General features: G+C 68.2%; 13 protein-coding genes. 6 read left to right on the top strand and 7 right to left on the bottom strand.

The genetic code is table 11. The annotated features are described in order from the left end of the window. The first annotated feature begins 7 nt into the window (after window positions 1–7). Window positions 8–928, top strand: a complete 921-nt coding sequence (locus AC1DDG_RS17990; RefSeq protein WP_476877130.1) for a cation diffusion facilitator family transporter — start codon at window positions 8–10, stop codon at window positions 926–928. A gap of 213 nt (window positions 929–1,141) precedes the next feature. Beyond that, a complete protein-coding gene (locus AC1DDG_RS17985) occupies window positions 1,142–2,668 on the top strand; it encodes a C40 family peptidase (protein WP_476877129.1) in 1,527 nt (508 codons plus the stop codon). 40 nt (window positions 2,669–2,708) lie between these two features. On the opposite strand, the gene AC1DDG_RS17980 is transcribed toward AC1DDG_RS17985, so the two are convergent. The 3 genes from AC1DDG_RS17980 to AC1DDG_RS17970 are packed head-to-tail and all read right to left on the bottom strand — an operon-like array spanning window position 2,709 to window position 5,687. Further along, the gene (locus tag AC1DDG_RS17980; protein WP_476877164.1) at window positions 2,709–3,551 is read right to left on the bottom strand and encodes an ABC transporter permease; all 843 of its coding nucleotides are present in this window, start codon (window positions 3,549–3,551) and stop codon (window positions 2,709–2,711) included. 10 nt (window positions 3,552–3,561) lie between these two features. Beyond that, window positions 3,562–4,569, bottom strand: a complete 1,008-nt coding sequence (locus AC1DDG_RS17975) for an ABC transporter ATP-binding protein (RefSeq protein WP_476877128.1) — start codon at window positions 4,567–4,569, stop codon at window positions 3,562–3,564. Beyond that, window positions 4,566–5,687: a LolA family protein gene (locus AC1DDG_RS17970; RefSeq protein WP_476877127.1), complete on the bottom strand. Its 1,122-nt coding sequence runs from the start codon at window positions 5,685–5,687 to the stop codon at window positions 4,566–4,568. The genes AC1DDG_RS17975 and AC1DDG_RS17970 overlap by 4 nt, the downstream gene beginning before the upstream one ends. A 153-nt stretch (window positions 5,688–5,840) precedes the next feature. Here AC1DDG_RS17970 and AC1DDG_RS17965 point away from each other — a divergent pair, with 153 nt between their 5' ends. Then, window positions 5,841–6,500 carry a DedA family protein gene (locus tag AC1DDG_RS17965; protein WP_476877126.1) on the top strand — a complete coding sequence of 220 codons (660 nt, stop codon included), beginning with the start codon at window positions 5,841–5,843 and terminating at the stop codon, window positions 6,498–6,500. A 69-nt stretch (window positions 6,501–6,569) separates the two neighbouring features. Here AC1DDG_RS17965 and AC1DDG_RS17960 read toward each other — a convergent pair whose 3' ends face one another. Both AC1DDG_RS17960 and AC1DDG_RS17955 read right to left on the bottom strand, forming a co-directional pair. Then, entirely contained in the window at window positions 6,570–9,266 is a 2,697-nt protein-coding gene (locus AC1DDG_RS17960; RefSeq protein WP_476877125.1) for a PEP/pyruvate-binding domain-containing protein, read from the bottom strand. Between the two features lie 3 nt (window positions 9,267–9,269). Further along, window positions 9,270–10,307, bottom strand: a complete 1,038-nt coding sequence (locus AC1DDG_RS17955; protein WP_476877124.1) for a universal stress protein — start codon at window positions 10,305–10,307, stop codon at window positions 9,270–9,272. A 438-nt stretch (window positions 10,308–10,745) separates the two neighbouring features. Between AC1DDG_RS17955 and AC1DDG_RS17950 the strand changes: the two genes are divergently transcribed. Beyond that, window positions 10,746–11,387 carry an FAD-binding protein gene (locus AC1DDG_RS17950; RefSeq protein ID WP_476877163.1) on the top strand — a complete coding sequence of 214 codons (642 nt, stop codon included), beginning with the start codon at window positions 10,746–10,748 and terminating at the stop codon, window positions 11,385–11,387. 5 nt (window positions 11,388–11,392) lie between these two features. Here AC1DDG_RS17950 and AC1DDG_RS17945 read toward each other — a convergent pair whose 3' ends face one another. Beyond that, window positions 11,393–12,046 (bottom strand): copper resistance CopC family protein, encoded by a 654-nt coding sequence (locus AC1DDG_RS17945; RefSeq protein ID WP_476877123.1) that lies wholly within the window; start codon window positions 12,044–12,046, stop codon window positions 11,393–11,395. Window positions 12,047–12,154: 108 nt separating this feature from the next. Here AC1DDG_RS17945 and AC1DDG_RS17940 point away from each other — a divergent pair, with 108 nt between their 5' ends. After that, window positions 12,155–13,597 (top strand): NCS2 family permease, encoded by a 1,443-nt coding sequence (locus AC1DDG_RS17940; protein WP_476877122.1) that lies wholly within the window; start codon window positions 12,155–12,157, stop codon window positions 13,595–13,597. Window positions 13,598–13,770: 173 nt separating this feature from the next. Continuing rightward, the gene (gene hutG, locus AC1DDG_RS17935) at window positions 13,771–14,736 is read left to right on the top strand and encodes a formimidoylglutamase (RefSeq protein WP_476877121.1); all 966 of its coding nucleotides are present in this window, start codon (window positions 13,771–13,773) and stop codon (window positions 14,734–14,736) included. A 46-nt stretch (window positions 14,737–14,782) separates the two neighbouring features. On the opposite strand, the gene AC1DDG_RS17930 is transcribed toward hutG, so the two are convergent. Further along, window positions 14,783–16,009 (bottom strand): penicillin-binding transpeptidase domain-containing protein (locus AC1DDG_RS17930; RefSeq protein ID WP_476877120.1); only part of this gene is annotated, 1,227 nt, incomplete at its 5' end.

The raw sequence follows: 16,009 nt of genomic DNA, 5'->3' as shown, positions 1-16,009 counted from the left end.
TGTAGGCATGGGACACGACCACAACCATTCCCACGGCCTTACGGCGACGGGCAAGCACCGCAACCGACTGATCGCCGTCCTTGCCATCACAGTGGCCGTGGTGCTCGTCCAGGTGATCGGAGCAGCCCTGTCAGGCTCCCTGGCGCTGCTGGCCGACGCCGGACACATGCTCTCCGACGCCGCCGGCATTTTCATCGCCCTCCTGGCGGCGTGGATCGCCGCCCGCCCGGCCAGCGATCTGCGGACTTACGGCTACCAGCGTGCCGAGGTCCTCGCCGCCTTGGCCAATGCCCTCATCCTCGTCGTCATCTCGGTGGTCATCTTCAGTGAGGCCATCCGCCGGATCGGGGCCGCGCCGGACGTCCAGACGGACATCATGCTGTACGCGGCCATCCTCGGCGCGGCGGCCAACCTTGCGTCCCTGCTGATCCTGCGCGGCGCCCAGAAGGAAAGCCTCAATGTGCGCGGCGCCTACCTGGAAGTGCTGGGCGACCTGCTGGGATCGTTCGCGGTCATCGCCGCAGCACTTGTAATCATGCTCACCGGCTTCCGGGCCGCGGATACCATCGCGTCCGTGCTGATTGCCGTGATGATACTTCCCCGCGCCTGGCACCTGCTGCGGGATGTGGTGGATGTCCTGCTGGAGGCCACGCCGAAGGGCGTGGAAGTGCGGATGATCCGCGAACATATCCTGTCCGTCGCCGGCGTGGTTGCCGTCCACGACATCCACATCTGGACCATCACCTCCGGCGTGCCCGTGTTCTCCGCGCATGTGGTGGTCGAGGACGCGGTCCTGAGTGCGCGCGGCGCTGACCAGGTTCTGGACAAGCTCACCACCTGCCTCGGCTCGCATTTCGACACCGAACACTGCACGTTCCAGCTCGAACCCGCCAGCCACTCGGAGCACGAGTCGCACCAGCACGCCTGAGCGCACGGCGGCTCGAGCGCCGCCCTTGGCGCAACACGCACATCCAAAATCCGACAGAATGACACTCGTGTTGTTTAGGATACTGATGTGACTCGTGTTGCAAAAGTGATTATTGGCACGTAGCCTCAGTGCTGCTGGGTGATCTGCAGAGGGGCACTTCCGTGCCGCCTCCCTACTCGTTCGTCCCGGCCCTAGATGCTGCGAGGTTTGCGAATGAGTTTGTCCGGTCCCGGCCGCAAGGCGGCCGTACTGTGCACCGCCGTCGTCCTTCTTGGAACCCTCGCGGGGCCGGCGCAGGCTGACCGAGCGCCGTCCGCTCTCGCCGCCGTTGTCACGGTTCCGGCGTCACCGAAAGTCCCCTCTCCCGAGGACATCGCCGCTGCAAAGTCCAGTGAACGCGCGACGGCAAAGGAGGTCACCAGCATTGAGCACATCCTTGCCGATGCGGCCGCCGCCCAGGAGGGCACCTTTGCGCGAACCCTCGAAGCGAACAACGCGTACAGCGACGCGCTGGTGGAGCTGCGCATACGCGGCGACGCCGCGGCGGAGGCGACCGCCCGGGCCGAGGCAGCGGACAAGGAGCAGGCAAAGAGCCGCAAGGAGATCGGCCAGCTGGCGGGAGATCTCTACCGCAATGGCGGGCTGAACCCGGCCCTGAGCAGCCTGGTCACCGGAAAGGGCGATGTGCTGCAACAGGCCTCCACACTGCAGGCCCTCTCCGCCGGACGCAGCCGCGCCTTCGAAACGGCCGTGAACAGCGCTTCCGCGGCAGAATCACTTACCGCGGCAGCGGCTGATGCCCGGCGCGCGGCAGACGACGCTGCGAAGACCGCAGAATCGCTCAGGGCCGAGGCCGAACAGGCCAACGAAGCGCAACTGAAAGCAGTGTCCGATGCGACGGCGCAGCGGACAGTCCTGGTCGGCCAGCTCGCCTCGCTGAGGCACACCACGGCCGCGCTGGAATCAGCCAGGGTTGATGCCTTGGACCGCCAGCGGCAGCAGGCACGCCTCGCCGCGATAACCGCGGCAGCCCAGCAGGCCGCAGCGGATCAGCCTGCGGCTGCCCATTCGGCGTCCAATGAGCCCGCATCCAATCCGCCGGCGTCCCCCCGGCCGGCACAGGAAAGCCTGACCGGCGCCTCCGCGCAGCAGGCTGCTCCGGCGGCACCGGCTCCAGCGCAGCCTGCGGCGCCTGCGCCTGCCAGGCCCGCCCCGGCAGCGCCGGCGGCGCCCGCGCCGGCACGTCCCGCAGCGCCCTCACCGGCAGTGCCGGCTCCGGCAGTGCCTGCCCCGGCAGTGCCCGCCCGACCCGCCCCAGTGGCACCTGCTCCTGCCCCAGCTCCAGTGCAACCTGCCCCCTCACCCGGAGGCTCCACCCAGACCGCCATTTCCGTGGCCCTGGGCAAGGTGGGCAAGCCCTACTTCTACCAATGGGGCGGCACCGGCGCCTACGGCTTTGACTGCTCGGGACTGGTTCAGAACGCCTTCGCCGCGGCAGGGAAATACCTCCCGCGGACGGCGTCGGAGCAGTTCGCCCAGGCGCCCGTCCACGTTCCCCTGTCGCAGGCGGAGCCCGGCGATCTCCTGGTGTGGGGATCCGCCCCGGGCTTTTATCACGTGGCCATCTACCTGGGCGGCGGCAGGGTAGTTCAGGCCCTCAACCCCGCCGCAGGCATCACCGTGACGGACCTGAGCGCGATGGCCGGCATGCAGCTCTATCCGGTGGCTGCGCGCTACTAGCCCGAAGGTTTTCCGTGCAATGTGCGCCAGCCGGTGCACGTCAGGACAGCACGTCCTTGCTGACGAACCTGCCGTACGCCAGTGCCCCGAACACGGCGATGTAACCTGCCTGCAGGAGGGCGTTGCTGGTGAACGAGTCCCACCCGATCGGCTGGCGCAGCAGGTCCGCGAAACCGAACCAGTAATGGCTGAACAGCCATGGATGCAGCCACTCCAGCTGCGGCAACTGGTCCAGCACCTGGGAGCCGACGGACAGCACGATCGTGGCGGCCATGGCACCCACCGGCACATCGGTAAGCGTGGACAGAAAGAGCCCGATTGCGGAAAGTCCCAGCAGCGACACCATCTGGTAGGCGGCGATCAGGAGCATCCGCCCCACTGCTTCGCCGGGCTCCACGACGTCGCCGGACAGCAGGGTTACCGGCCCCACGGGGAAAAGCGCCGCACCGATAGCCGCGCCGGCGAGCGCCACGGCCACCGGGGCCGCAATACAGAAGGCAGCCGCCCCCACATACTTCACAATAAGCAGGCGCACCCGCCCCGCGGGAGCCACGAGCATGTACCGCAGGGTTCCGAGGCCGGCCTCCCCCGCGATAGTGTCGCCCGCAACCACTCCGATGGTCAGCGGCAGGAACAGCGGCACCGAAACGATCAGCGCCGTCACTCCGACGAAGAGCCCGTTTTGGGTGATGCGGTCCAGGAACGCGGGCCCGCGGCCCGCAGGCACCGCCGTCGAGACCCGGACGACGACGGCGATCAACACCGGGATCGCAGCCAGTGCCAGCAGCAGGGCCTGGGTCCTCCTGCGGCGGAACAGCAGCGTCAGCTCCGACGCAACCAGCGAAGCGCTCGACGGCGACCGCCGGGCCTCACGCACGGCCATGCCGGTGTCATCACTGCGCGACATCGAAGCCCTCCCCCGTCAGCGCCACGAAGCGGTCTTCCAGGCTGCCCCGCTCCACGGTGAAGCCGCGGACGCGGACGCCGTCAGCCACCAGCGCGGCGACGATCGATTCCGGGGCGAAGGTCTCCGTGCTGCGGGCGCCATTCCCCGGCAGGCCGCCGGCGCCGTCGGGCAAAGTTGCGGTGATGACCGCTCCGGCACCGTCCGGATGACCGACGACCGGGGCCATGCCGAACCGGACCAGAACGCCCGAGGCCGCACCGGCGTCGGGCGTTAGCAGGCGGAGCTGCGCTGAACCCGCCTGGCGGAGCTCCGGCAGCGGCCCCTGTGCCACCAGCCGACCAGCACTCATGATCGCCGCGTGCGTGCAGATCTGCTCCACTTCGGCGAGCAGGTGGCTGGAAACGAACACCGTGGCGCCGTCGGCGGCCAGCGACCGGACCAGGCTGCGCACCTCCCTGGTGCCCTGGGGGTCCAGTCCGTTGGTGGGTTCGTCCAGGACCAGCAGTTCCCTGTGGGAAAGCAGGGCGTTGGCGATTCCGAGCCGTTGCTTCATGCCCAGCGAATAGGCCCGCACCTTCTTCCTGGCAGCGTGTGATAGCCCCACCCGCTCGAGGGCTTCCGCCACCCGGGCGCGCCGCGTGCCAGGCGTTGCATGCCGGTCCGCGGCGTCAAAGCGGTGCAGATTTGCTGCGCCGGAGAGGAACGGATAGAACGCCGGGCCCTCGACGAGGGCGCCCACCTGCGGCAGGACCTCGTCGAGCCGGCGCGGCATGTCGAGCCCGAGCACGGTGACCGAACCTGCCGTGGCCGCGGCGAGGCCGAGCATCATCCGGATGGTGGTGGTCTTTCCCGAGCCGTTGGGGCCCAGGAACCCGAACACGGATCCCCGGGGCACGGCCAAGTCGATGGCGTTCACGGCAAGTTGGTGGCCGAAGCGCTTGGTCAGCCCCCTGGTCTCGATGGCGAGTCCGGCGCCGCGGTCAGCGGGAGTCACCTCGTGGCAGCGGCGGCCTGCAGCCGCTCCAGGGGTACAGACCCGGCAAAGACGCGGCCGTCGTCGGTCATCAGGACGTTCAGCAGGGACGTCGAGATCGCCCGGCCGCCGGGAACAGCGATTGTGGCCTGCCGAAGCAGCGGGTCCTTCAGCAGGGTATCGGCGGACGGCGCACCGGCGTTCGCACCGCCGGCACGGGCGGGGAACCCGACCACGGTCTCCCAGCCGGAGCCCGTCAGTGACGGGGACTTTCCGGTCGCGTTCGTAGCTTTACCCTTGGTGTGGTGCTTGCCCATGTCCTTCGCGGCATGGGGCGTTGCCGGCAGCGCCAGGTTCTTGACCGTGGCACCGGGCGGCGGCGTGAAGTTGAAGAGGCCGGCATCCGGGGCACCCAGCGTCAGGCTGGAGAACGCGGTCCGGAACGCAGGCTCGGCCTGGCCGCGTGCCCGCACCTCCACGCTGAGCGGCAGCCCCTTCTCACCGTCCACGGCGATGGCCACGGATTCGACCAGCGTCCCCTGCGAGCGCGGAGTCAGCGTCAAATTGTAGGCAGCGCGTCCCGCCACCTCGACGTCGTTACCGACGGTCACGTCCGTGGACGAGTCGATCTTTGCCAGCATCCGGGCCGCGAGCTCCTCCGGCGTTGCCATGGTTCCCGGCGTGCGGGAGTCGGGCGATTTGTGGACTGCGGCCTTCTCCGGCAGCGTCACGTGGGTGGCGGTGTTGTCCTTGGAGTTGTACAGCCAGACGTCGTTGCCCTGCCGCACCGCGTCACGCTCGGCGAGCCGGTCCATGACCTGGACCCGCACTTTGGTGGGGCCGTCGACGTAGACGCGCGCGCTGTGCGGTCCCGCCAGCAGTTCCGCAATCGAGCCCGTGCCGGCACCGGACGAGGGACCGATCTGGGGAACATCGGGCAAGCCGAGCTCGGACGTCTGTTCCAGCGTTCCTGACAGGGACTTGGTAGTGTGCTGTCCGATCATGGCGAGCACCTGGGCAGGCGTCTTGTCGGGCAGGGGATCCCGGGCGCTGGCGGGAACGGACCCTGCCAGCACTCCGGCAGCAATTACAGCAGGTACGGCCACGGCGGGCGTCCACCGCAGCCACTTGGAGGCCATCTCAACTCCACTCCGACGTCGCAGGTTATATCCTCAGGGTACGCCTCGGCACATCCCCTGACAGCCCCTAATTCCGGCGCCGCGCTTTCGCCCGCGAACGTACTGGGCCAGACTGGACGGGACGCCGTCATCCAGCCGTGGGAGCCTGAGCAAATGAGCATCTATGCTGCCTCAACCACCCCGGCGGACGAGCTGACCGGGATAGTCGGCTTTGCCGCCCAGTCCATGGACGCGCTGGGCGAATGGGGCGTAGGGCTGTTCACGCTCGCAGAAACGGTTTTCCCGCCGATCCCCAGCGAGGTCATCCTTCCCCTCGCCGGATTCCTGACCCGGCAAGGATCAATGAGCCTGGGCCTGGTCTTCCTCACCAGCACCCTGGGCGCTTACGTGGGTGCGCTCGCACTGTATTTCCTCGGAGCGAAGCTCGGGCTGGAACGGTCCATCCGCTGGCTCTCCAAGCTGCCGCTGGTCGACCGGGAGGACTTCGAAACCGCCGAGCGCTGGTTCCGGCGCCACGGCAAGTCCGCCGTCTTTTTCGGCCGGCTCCTTCCCGGCGTACGCAGCCTCATTTCGCTGCCTGCCGGCGCCGAGAAGATGCATCTGGGAACGTTCAGCGTCTTCACCATCGCCGGAAGCGGGATCTGGAACGGGCTGCTGATCGGTCTGGGTGTCCTGCTGGGCAAACAGTATTCGATGGTGGAACAGTACGCCCGCTATCTGAACTACGGGGTGTACGCCGCCTTGGCAGTCGCCGTTGTCTGGCTGGTCATCCGCTACATCCGGCGGAGGAAGTCGGCGGAGGACCCAAATTGACTCGCATCTAAAGCCGCTTTGAGCCCGCAAAACGACATTAAGTGAGCCAGTTTGGGTGCGCGGGAGCCGTCAGCTTCCGGGCACTATGGTGCCCGCACCGCCGTCGACCGTTATGCTCTGTCCCGTCCGGAGAACCGACGTGGCGTCCGCGACGCCCACCACAGCGGGGATGCCGTACTCCCTGGCGACCACCGCGCCGTGCGAGTTGGGGCCGCCCATTTCCATGACGAGGCCGCCGGCGGTGAGGAAGAGCGGCGTCCAGCCCGGATCGGTGGAGGGCGCCACAAGGATCTCACCCGGCTCCAGGTGCGCGCCCACCGGATCCAGGATGACCCGGGCCGGAGCAGTCACAGTTCCCGCCGATGCCGGGCTTCCCGTCAGGGCACCTTTCCCGGCAGCCCCGTCCGACGAAAGCAGGGTCTCGGGCTCGGTGCCGTCGGAGAGAAGCAGCCGCGGGATTCGCCGCCGCTCCAGCTCGAGGTAGTAGGCCCCCTGCCGCCGGGCCACGAGTTCCTGCATGTCCGCGCCGTCCAGTGCTTGCCCGGCCTCGGCAAAGTCCAGGAAGAAGACGTCGTCGGCGCGGGCGATCCGGCCCTCGGCCGCCAGAGTGGCGCCCACCTCGGCCACCTGCCGCCGGACTTCGGCCAGCGCCACCACGAGCTGGTACTTGGGAAGTTCCCGCAGGCCTGCGAACAGCCGGGCCCGCCGGAGCGCCGCGCGGACGAGGGTGCCCCGGACCCGGCTCCTGGCCGTGGTCTCGGCCACCAGCCGGGCCACCTGTGCCTCCGCTTCGTCTTCGGCTTTGCGGAACTGGCGGTCCGGGGCCAGGTCCGGGTCGCCGAGCCGCAGGTAATTGGCGAGCACCCCAAGGATATGGGTCGGGTCATCCCGCCATCGGGGCATGCCGACGTCGATTTCAGCCACCGCCCGGTGGCCAAACCGCTCCAGGAACCCGGCCAGGCCCGCCTGCGCCACGGCGGGAAGTTCGCCGGCGCTGAAACGCTGCGCGAGTACGGTCAGCGGCTGCCCGGAGAACATTCGGGCGGACCCGTCGTCGGCACGGATCGCCGCTGCCAGCCGCCACAGTTCCAGGTCCATCGCGGTGGTGACGTTGTTGGGCAGGCCCCGGAGAATCGGCTGGAGCTCGATGCTCCGTTCACTTCCGGAACGTTCCTTCCCTCCCGCAAGTTTTCCCGCGAGCGCCAGCATCGCAAAGCCGAGGGCAGGCAGGGGAAGGATGGCGGTGACTATGGGAAACATACGGGCCAGGACCTGCTCAGCGTAGTCAAGACGCTGCCGCGGCGAAGCCCCCGGAGGCAGGTTCAGGGAATCGCTGAAGTTCCTGGTGAACGCTTCGAGGCGCCGCAGTGCGGCTTCCGGGCGGAACAGCGCGCGCAGCAGGGATTCCGGCACGCGGGCACGCACCGCCACGGGCCCCACGTGTTTCATGAGCCCCAAGGGAGTTCGCCGGGTGATGGAAAACCGCGGGTCCGCGAACACCCGGCGCAGGACCGCCGCGGAGCGCGCCTCCATCACATCAAACACCTTAGGGACGATGCGGCGTCCCACGGTGCTCCGCGCCACGGTGGTCAGGTCGAAGAAGATGCGCTGGCCGGCCTCGACGTAGGGAGAGGGGCCATTCCGTGCGTCGGGCACGTCGAAGCCTGCCGCCCGCGCAATGGAGGACGCAATGATCCGGAAGGCCGCGAGCCCCATCGGAGTGATGGGCCGGGTCAGCCCCTGGGCGAGGCTGAAGCACAGGTAGACGCGGAGGTCCTCCCCCGGCCTGGCTTTGTCCGCCATCGGATACAGCGTGGTGATGGGGCGGGACTGCGTCAGCCAGGCCTTGCCGCGCGTGTCGATCGCCCACTCGGTATCCTGGGGCGATCCGTAGTGGTTTTCTGCCCGGCCGCCCAGCGCGGCCAGCTCCCGGATCTGCGGGTCCGTCAGGCAGGGCTTCCCTGCCGCAGCAGGCTGGTCCACGCTTTCAGTGCCGCCCCCGGGCAACGCGCGGACCACCAGCCGTTTGTCTCCCAGCCGGCGCTCCAGGATCTTCCCGGACGCGATGTCCACCACGAAATGGTCCGGGTTAACCGCGCCGGACACCACCGCCTCGCCCAGGCCCGGGCTGGCATCGATCACCGACTCGCGGCGGCGGCCGGTCACGGGGTTCGCTGTGAACATGACGCCCGCCGATGCGGCGTCCACCATGCGCTGGACAACGACGGCGAGCGCCACCGTGGACGGGTCAATGCCGCGGCTGGCGCGGTAGGCGACCGCGCGGTCCGTCCAGAGGGACGCCCAGCATTTCCGCACGGCGGCCACCAACGCATCCGCCCCCACCACGTTGAGATAGGTGTCCTGCTGGCCGGCGAAGCTGGCGAACGGCAGGTCCTCGGCCGTGGCCGACGATCTGACCGCCACCGGAACGTCCGGCCGGTCCGTGCCGCCCATCGCCCCGTAGGCGGCCTGCACCTGGGCGGCGATCCCGGGCGGGAGCTCGGCCGCCTCAATCAGGCTGCGGGCCCGGCCTGCCAGCTCGGCGAGCCTGTCCAGGTCATCCGCCGGGGTGGCCTCCAGGGTGCGGTGCACGTCGGCGAGCCCGAGCGGGGCCACCGCTTCAACGTACGCCTCGGTGGTAAGGCAGAAGCCGTCCGGCACGGGCAGGCCGGCGGACAGGAGCTCGCCGAGGTTCGCGGCCTTGCCGCCCACCAGGGGCAACATGTTGGCGCTGATGTCACCGAGGCCGAGAACCAGCGCGCCCATCGGCTACGAGGCGCCGAGCATGGGGCCGAAGCTGGCGCGGTCGGCAAGCCGCAGATCCTCCCTGTCCGGCACCACCATGACCGGGCTCTTGGCGTGGTGCAGGACGCCGTCCGACGTGGAACCCAGGAGCATTCCGGCGAAACCGCCGCGGCCGCGGGTGCCGACGACTACCAGCTCCACGTGGCGGCTTGCCTCAACGAGCACTTCCACAGGCGAGCCGTCCAGGAGCCGGGTTTCGATGGCGAGCCGGGGGAAGTGGCTCTGCAGCCAGGCGACGCCGGCCTTGAGCTGGATCTGGATGTCAGCAAACAGCGCTTCCCTGTCCAGCGGCGCCGGCACCCACGCCAGCGATCCGCTGTACTGGGGCACCGCGCAGATCACCCGAAGCGGCGCTCCGAGCCGCTCGGCCTGGGCCGCGGCTTCAAGTACGGCGACGCGGGCCTGCTCGGAGCCGTCCACGCCCACCACAACGACGTTCTCCACGGGAGCGCGGCCGGCTTTGGCCTGTTCAGCCCTGATGTGCTTGTCCTGCGTGGTCTCCCCCAGGCGGTCCGAGCAGATCAGGGGGACGGTTACTGTGGCGCATTTGGCGTGTGCCGGCAGCGCGCTGCTGACCGAGCCGAGGAGCCGTCCCACGAAGCCTCCGCGGCCGCGCGTTCCGACCACCAGAAGCTCGGCGGTTTCGGACATTTCCAGCAGCACCCCGGAGGCGTCGCCGTTCTCGACGGCGGCGCTGACGTCGACGTTGTAGCCGGCAACCTTGTCCACCGCATGCTTCAGGATGGCCTCCGCACCCTCGCGGATCACCGAGTCGTCCACGGTGGCGTACCCGCCGTCGAGGCCCGACGCCGCGAAAATGGGGACGGAGTACGCGGTGACGATGTGAAGCGGACGACGCCGGCGCTCGGCTTCGCGGGCTGCCCACACCAGCGCACACTGCCCATGATCTGAACCGTCGACGCCGACCACTATCCCCTGGGGCCTGGCGGACCTGCCGTCCCCATCCCGTGCCGGGTCCGGATGCAACTCGTGTGCGCCCATTCGGTCCGCCTCCTCGCGATACTGCCCTGATGATGCGGCTATTCTGCCAGACAGAGGCACAATCGCCGTCACCCGCCAGGCCTTCTTTACCCGGGTGTAGAAAACGTGCTCTTTGACACAACTATTCTCGGTCAGAGAGTACTTAGCAAGCATGCCCGGAGCACAGCAATCGTGCCTCCGGCGACTGAATCTCAGGCCCTGTTATGCATGGCTGCCAGGGGGCTTTACCCTGACCCCGGGCCGTTCCCCGCCAATGTTCCCGGAGGGCTATCCAGAGTCCGAAAAAGTCTGTATTCTTCGAGGCACTGTTGATCCGAGATTTGTGTTTCAGAACACGTCCGGACGATATTTTGTGTCTGCTTGCTGGGGCAGCGGACCGTGCAGGGCTCGGACGCCCTGCGCTTCGAAAATCTCGAGGAGGAAGCTCTAGTGTCAAGCATGCCCGGTCTCAGCGGAGCTGAACGGACCACCACTGTGGTCATCGGCGCCGGCCTTCCCGGCCTGGCAGTCGCCACCGAGCTGCGGCGGCGAGGTGTGGACTCCATCATCGTGAGCGGGTTGGAGTCCCCGGGCGGCGGCCAGACGTCCCAGCCGGCACCCCTTCAACGGTGCGACGCGGCCGATGGCTCTTCGCGGGAGGAGCGCAACGAGATCCTGCGCCACCTTCGCAACTATGCTTCGAGCCACCAGCTGGACATCCGCAGCGACACCTCTGCGGTGCTGCTGGACAAGATGGGACCCGGGACAGCCGGACCCACCCTCCACCGGTGGGCCGTCCACACCCCCGACGGCGTACTGCTGGCGGACCATATCGTGCTCACGCGCTGCGCCAACAGCCAGCTCCGCAGGATGCTCACTGATCTCGGCATCTCGGTGGGCCAGAACCTGGTGGCTGCCATGCGCGCCATCGGCATCTATCTGGTGGGGGTGGGTGGGCTCATCACCCCGACACCCAAGGAAGTGCTCCGCCAGGCCAAGGTGGTAGGCCAGGCCATCTCGGCCAAGGTTCACCCGGACAGCGTCCCGTCAGTCCTCACGGGAAGCTTCGCGGCCCTCCCGGCCTCCGTCCAAGCCGTGTAACCCGGCTACGACGACCGGCCTCCCGGTCGCGCCCCGGTGCCCTCGCCTTCGGAGTCAGCCGCATCCCCCGCGCCGGAATCCTCGTCGTCGCTCCCGGCCACGAGCCTGCGGCGAGCGAGGACACCGAGTGCAACCAGCAGCCCCAGCGCCACGGCGGCGAACACCACAAGGCTCCACGGGAACGGTTCCGAGGCGTCCGGCACCTTGTCCGGAGCCGGGGTGATTCCCGGCTGGGGTGTGCCTGCCGTGGGAACCGGAGCGGCCGCCGTCGAGCCTGCAGCCCCGGCGGTTGCAGTGAAAGTGAAAGTCCCCTCAATGGGGTGCGAGTCCGAACTGACCACGCGCCAGACCACCGTGTACCTGCCCGCAGGCGCGCCGTCCCGCAGCTTCTGCGAGGCCACGTTGTCAACGATCTCCACCTTGCCGTCTGCCCAGTCGCTTCCGGACGCGTCGCTGACCTTGATCTGCGAGCCCAAACCGAGCGGGTTGTTGTTAAACGTGACGGACACCTTCGCGGGAGGCGTGGCCACGGTGGCACCAGCGGCCGGGCTGCTGGACTCGGCGGCGTCATGGGCTGAGGCCGGGCCGGCGCTGAAAAGCATCGCGGCAAAAGCGACGGCGCCCAGTACGGCGATGAGCAGCTGGCGGGTGGAACGCATGGGCGGATTTCTCCTCGTGTTGGCTTCCTTACAGACTAGGCGAATTTGCCTGGGAGGATGCCTGCAACCCAATAGGATTCAACCAACCCCAAAACTCCCGGAGGACTAATGCTTAAGCAGGGCTCTGCACTGGACCGGTATTTCAAGATTTCCGAACGGGGGTCCAACTTCTCCCGCGAGATCCGCGGCGGTTTTGCCACGTTCTTCGCCATGAGCTACATCGTGGTGCTGAACCCGCTGATTCTTTCCGGCCCGGATTCCTCCGGCGCCACACTCGGCTTTCCTGCCGTGGCTGCTGTCACCGCATTCGTGGCGGGCATCCTCACCATCCTCATGGGCGCCTGGGCCAAGCACCCATTCGCCATGGCCACGGGGCTGGGCGTCAACGCGTTCGTGGCCGTCACCGTGGCCACCAACCCGGGGCTGAGCTGGCCGGACATGATGGGCCTGGTCCTGCTGTCCGGCGTCACCATGCTGATCCTGGTCCTCACCGGATTCCGCACCGCGGTGTTCAAGGCTGTTCCGGACGGACTCAAGACGGCGATCGTGGTGGGCATCGGCCTGTTCATCGCCCTGATCGGGCTCGTCAACGCCGGGTTCGTGCGCCGCATCCCGGATGCGGCCGGCACCACTGTCCCGGTGGGCCTGGGCTTTGACGGCAAGCTCCTGGGCTGGCCCACGCTGGTATTCGTGTTCGGCCTCATCCTGACCATCGGCCTGCTGGTCCGCAAGGTCAGGGGCGCCATCCTGATCGGCATCATCGCCTCCACCATCCTCTCCGTCATCCTGGAATTCACCCTGCACATCGGCCCGAGCTTCGACGGCAAGAACGTCAACCCGCAGGGCTGGTCCCTCGTTGCCCCCACGTTCACGGAGTGGGCTGCCCCGGACCTGTCCCTGATTGGCAAGGCCAACCCGCTGGGCGCCTTCGAACACCTGGGCTTCATCGCCGCGACACTGCTGGCGTTCGTGATCCTGCTGAGCATCTTCTTCGACGCCATGGGCACCATGGTGGGCCTGGCCAACGAGGCCGGAACCGTGGACAAGGACGGCAACATCCCCAACGTTGACCGGGTGCTGCAGGTCGACGCACTCGGCGCGATCGTGGGCGGCGGCGCGTCCGTGTCCTCCAACCAGATCTTCGTCGAGTCCGGCGCAGGCATCGGCGAAGGCGCACGGACGGGCCTGGCCTCGATTGTGACCGGGCTGCTGTTCCTGGTGGCCATGTTCTTCACGCCGCTCATCAACCTGGTGCCCTTCGAAGCCGTGGCCCCCGCCCTGGTGGTGGTCGGCTTCATGATGGTGGCCCAGGTGGGCAAGATCGACTGGAAGGACTGGGGCATCGCCCTTCCGGCCTTCCTGACCTTTATCCTGATGCCGTTCACGTACTCGATCGCCAACGGCTTGGGCGCGGGCTTCATCGCGTATGTGCTGGTCCGCACTTTCCAGGGCCGCGCACGGGACGTTCACCCGCTCATGTGGGCCGTCGCCGCCGCGTTCCTCCTGTTCTTCGGCATCGGCACCCTCGAGCAGGCCCTGGGCATGGCCTAACCGCGTTCCCTTTCGCCGAGGTGGCATTTGGCGGCAGTGTTTTTCGAGAACATTGCCGTGAAATGCCACCTCGCCGTTTAAGCCGGGTTGGCCCGGGGCGCGGTTCCGGGATTTCAGACAGGACGACGGCGGCCTGGCTGGCTTTCGCTGACTGCATGCGGTGAGCTTGAAGCATGGATTTTCCCGCGCTTTCCGTCGATGCCCAGCCCCAGCCCTGGACGGGGCGTTTCGACGGCGACGGCGATGCGCACCGCCGGTGGTGGCAGGCGGTGGCCCCCTACGCGGCGGCCGCCGGCGGAGCCACCGCTCCAGACAAGGCTGCCCGCCCGGCAGTGATCCTCGGCTTCTGCAGCGATGAGGGCGTGCGGCGCAACAAGGGCCGGACCGGCGCCGCCCAAGCGCCTGCCGTCATCCGGAAGGCGCTGGGGCCCCTGGCCTTCCACCTGCGCAGGCCTGTCCTTGATGCCGGGGACGTTGCAGTCACGGACCGCGGACTTGAAGCCGGACAGGCCCGGGCCGGGGCGGCGGTGGCAGCACTGCTCGACGCCGGCAACCTCACCGTACTGCTGGGCGGCGGCCACGAAACCGCCTTCGCTAGCTACCTCGGTGTGGCCGGCTCCGAGGCCGTCCGAGGGGGCAAGCGGCTCGGGGTGCTGAACCTGGATGCCCACTTCGATCTCCGCGACGAAGCCGCGCCCAGCTCGGGCACGCCGTTCCTCCAGATGGCCCGGGCGGAAGCCGCCGCGGGGCGCGAACTGAAGTACGCCGTCGTCGGCATTTCCGAACCGAACAACACGCGTGCACTGTTCGACACCGCCCACCGCCTCGGGGTGGAATATCTCCTGGATGAGGACTGCACAGCGGACGCGGTGCACGGGTTCGTTGCGGACTTTCTTGCTGACATTGATGTCCTGTACCTGACCATCGACCTCGACGTGCTGCCGGCGTCGGTTGCCCCCGGGGTGAGCGCGCCGGCGGCGTTCGGCGTCCCGCTGCCGGTGATCAGCGCTGTGTGCCGCCAGGCCGCTGCCAGCGGGAAGCTGCTGCACGCGGACGTGGCGGAACTCAACCCGGCACTGGACCTCGACAACCGCACGGCCCGCTTGGCGGCGCGGCTCGTCAACAGCCTGCTGGCGTAGGCCAGCGGGCGGGTCCGCAAGTCACGTCAGCACCGTTCGGCACCGTTCAGCGGCGCGGGGCCGGCGTGGCAGGCCGGCTCGTGGCCGGGCTGGCCGGCGGGCGGGCAGGTTTAGCTGCGGGCGGCCGCGGAGCGGGGGGAGGCTTCCTGACCATTGCAGCGGGCGGCTTGGGGAAGGCCGCCGCCGGGTAGAGGCTGGCCACCCTGAGCATGTAATTTGCCCATTGGGGTCCGGCGATCATGTACCCGTCGATGCGGCCGTAGAACTTTCCGTTGATGGTCAGGTTCCTGCCGGGCCGCTGCTGACCCTCCAGCGCGTCGCCGAAGAAGGACGCTGTGGCCAGCCCGGTGGTGTAACCGAGGACCCACGTGGCGCCGTTGCTGTTGTTCGTTCCTGTCTTGGCCGCGACGGGGACCCGGCTTTGGACCTTGGGGTTGATGTAGATGCCCGATCCCACCTTAAGCACATCCTGAAGCGCCGCATTCACTCCGCGGGCCACGTCCTTGTCTACGGCGTCGCGGCAGCTGGGGGCCTGACCCGGCAGCGGCTGGCCGGCAACGTCCGCCACCCGCAGGACCGCGAACGGCTCACAGTAGCGGCCATCGGCGGCGAAAGTCGCGAAGGCATTGGCCATGTGCAGCGGTGCCACGCCGGTGGCGCCCAGCAGATTGCCCAGCTGGTGCATGTTGAGCGGGGCGCCGTCCAGGCCGCTGTGGATGCCTACGGCGTCGACCATGTTCTGGATCCCGCAGAAGTCCAGCTGCGCCGCTGAGGCAAACGTGGCCGTGTTGATGGAGTTGTACAGTCCGTAATTGACGGGCATCTTCCGGTAGTAGCCGTCCGAGGCGTTCTGAAGGTCGTCGGCGGCTTCCAGGCCGGCCCTTCGCTGTTTCGTGCTGTACGCGCCGAGCACTTTCCCGCAGGAAGACCGCCAGCGGAATCCCAGCGGGTACTCCCGCTTGCTGGCGTCCACGACTTCCGTCATGGTCCTGCCTTCGTGCAGCCATTCGGCGAAGGTGAACGGCTTCATGGTGGAACCCGGCTGGAAGCCGCCAGCGCCGTTGAGGTCGTTGCCGTTGACGTCCTTGGAATCCACGTTGAAGTTCAGCTGGCTATCAAATTTCCCGCGCTGGGGAAGGAACACCGTATTCTGCGCCATGGCGAGGATCTTGCCGGTTCCCGGCTGGACGGAGACCAGGGACGAGCCCCATTTGGCCGGATTGGCCCCGGCCGTCGAGTCCACCTGTGCCTGCGCGGCCGCCTGCAGCCTGCT

It is taken from the genome of Arthrobacter sp. 10L430 (assembly GCF_056395245.1).
This window is presented reverse-complemented; position numbering and strand designations above follow the sequence as displayed.

Excerpts from the sequence above, each read along its gene's own strand:
- AC1DDG_RS17990 (WP_476877130.1), top strand. The coding sequence starts at position 8 with ATGGGACACGACCACAACCATTCCCACGGCCTTACGGCGACGGGCAAG.
- AC1DDG_RS17985 (WP_476877129.1), top strand. The coding sequence starts at position 1,142 with ATGAGTTTGTCCGGTCCCGGCCGCAAGGCGGCCGTACTGTGCACCGCC.
- AC1DDG_RS17980 (WP_476877164.1), bottom strand. The coding sequence starts at position 3,551 with ATGGCCGTGCGTGAGGCCCGGCGGTCGCCGTCGAGCGCTTCGCTGGTT.
- AC1DDG_RS17970 (WP_476877127.1), bottom strand. The coding sequence starts at position 5,687 with ATGGCCTCCAAGTGGCTGCGGTGGACGCCCGCCGTGGCCGTACCTGCT.
- AC1DDG_RS17965 (WP_476877126.1), top strand. The coding sequence starts at position 5,841 with ATGAGCATCTATGCTGCCTCAACCACCCCGGCGGACGAGCTGACCGGG.
- AC1DDG_RS17960 (WP_476877125.1), bottom strand. The coding sequence starts at position 9,266 with ATGGGCGCGCTGGTTCTCGGCCTCGGTGACATCAGCGCCAACATGTTG.
- AC1DDG_RS17955 (WP_476877124.1), bottom strand. The coding sequence starts at position 10,307 with ATGGGCGCACACGAGTTGCATCCGGACCCGGCACGGGATGGGGACGGC.
- AC1DDG_RS17950 (WP_476877163.1), top strand. The coding sequence starts at position 10,746 with ATGCCCGGTCTCAGCGGAGCTGAACGGACCACCACTGTGGTCATCGGC.
- AC1DDG_RS17945 (WP_476877123.1), bottom strand. The coding sequence starts at position 12,046 with ATGCGTTCCACCCGCCAGCTGCTCATCGCCGTACTGGGCGCCGTCGCT.
- AC1DDG_RS17940 (WP_476877122.1), top strand. The coding sequence starts at position 12,155 with ATGCTTAAGCAGGGCTCTGCACTGGACCGGTATTTCAAGATTTCCGAA.
- hutG (WP_476877121.1), top strand. The coding sequence starts at position 13,771 with ATGGATTTTCCCGCGCTTTCCGTCGATGCCCAGCCCCAGCCCTGGACG.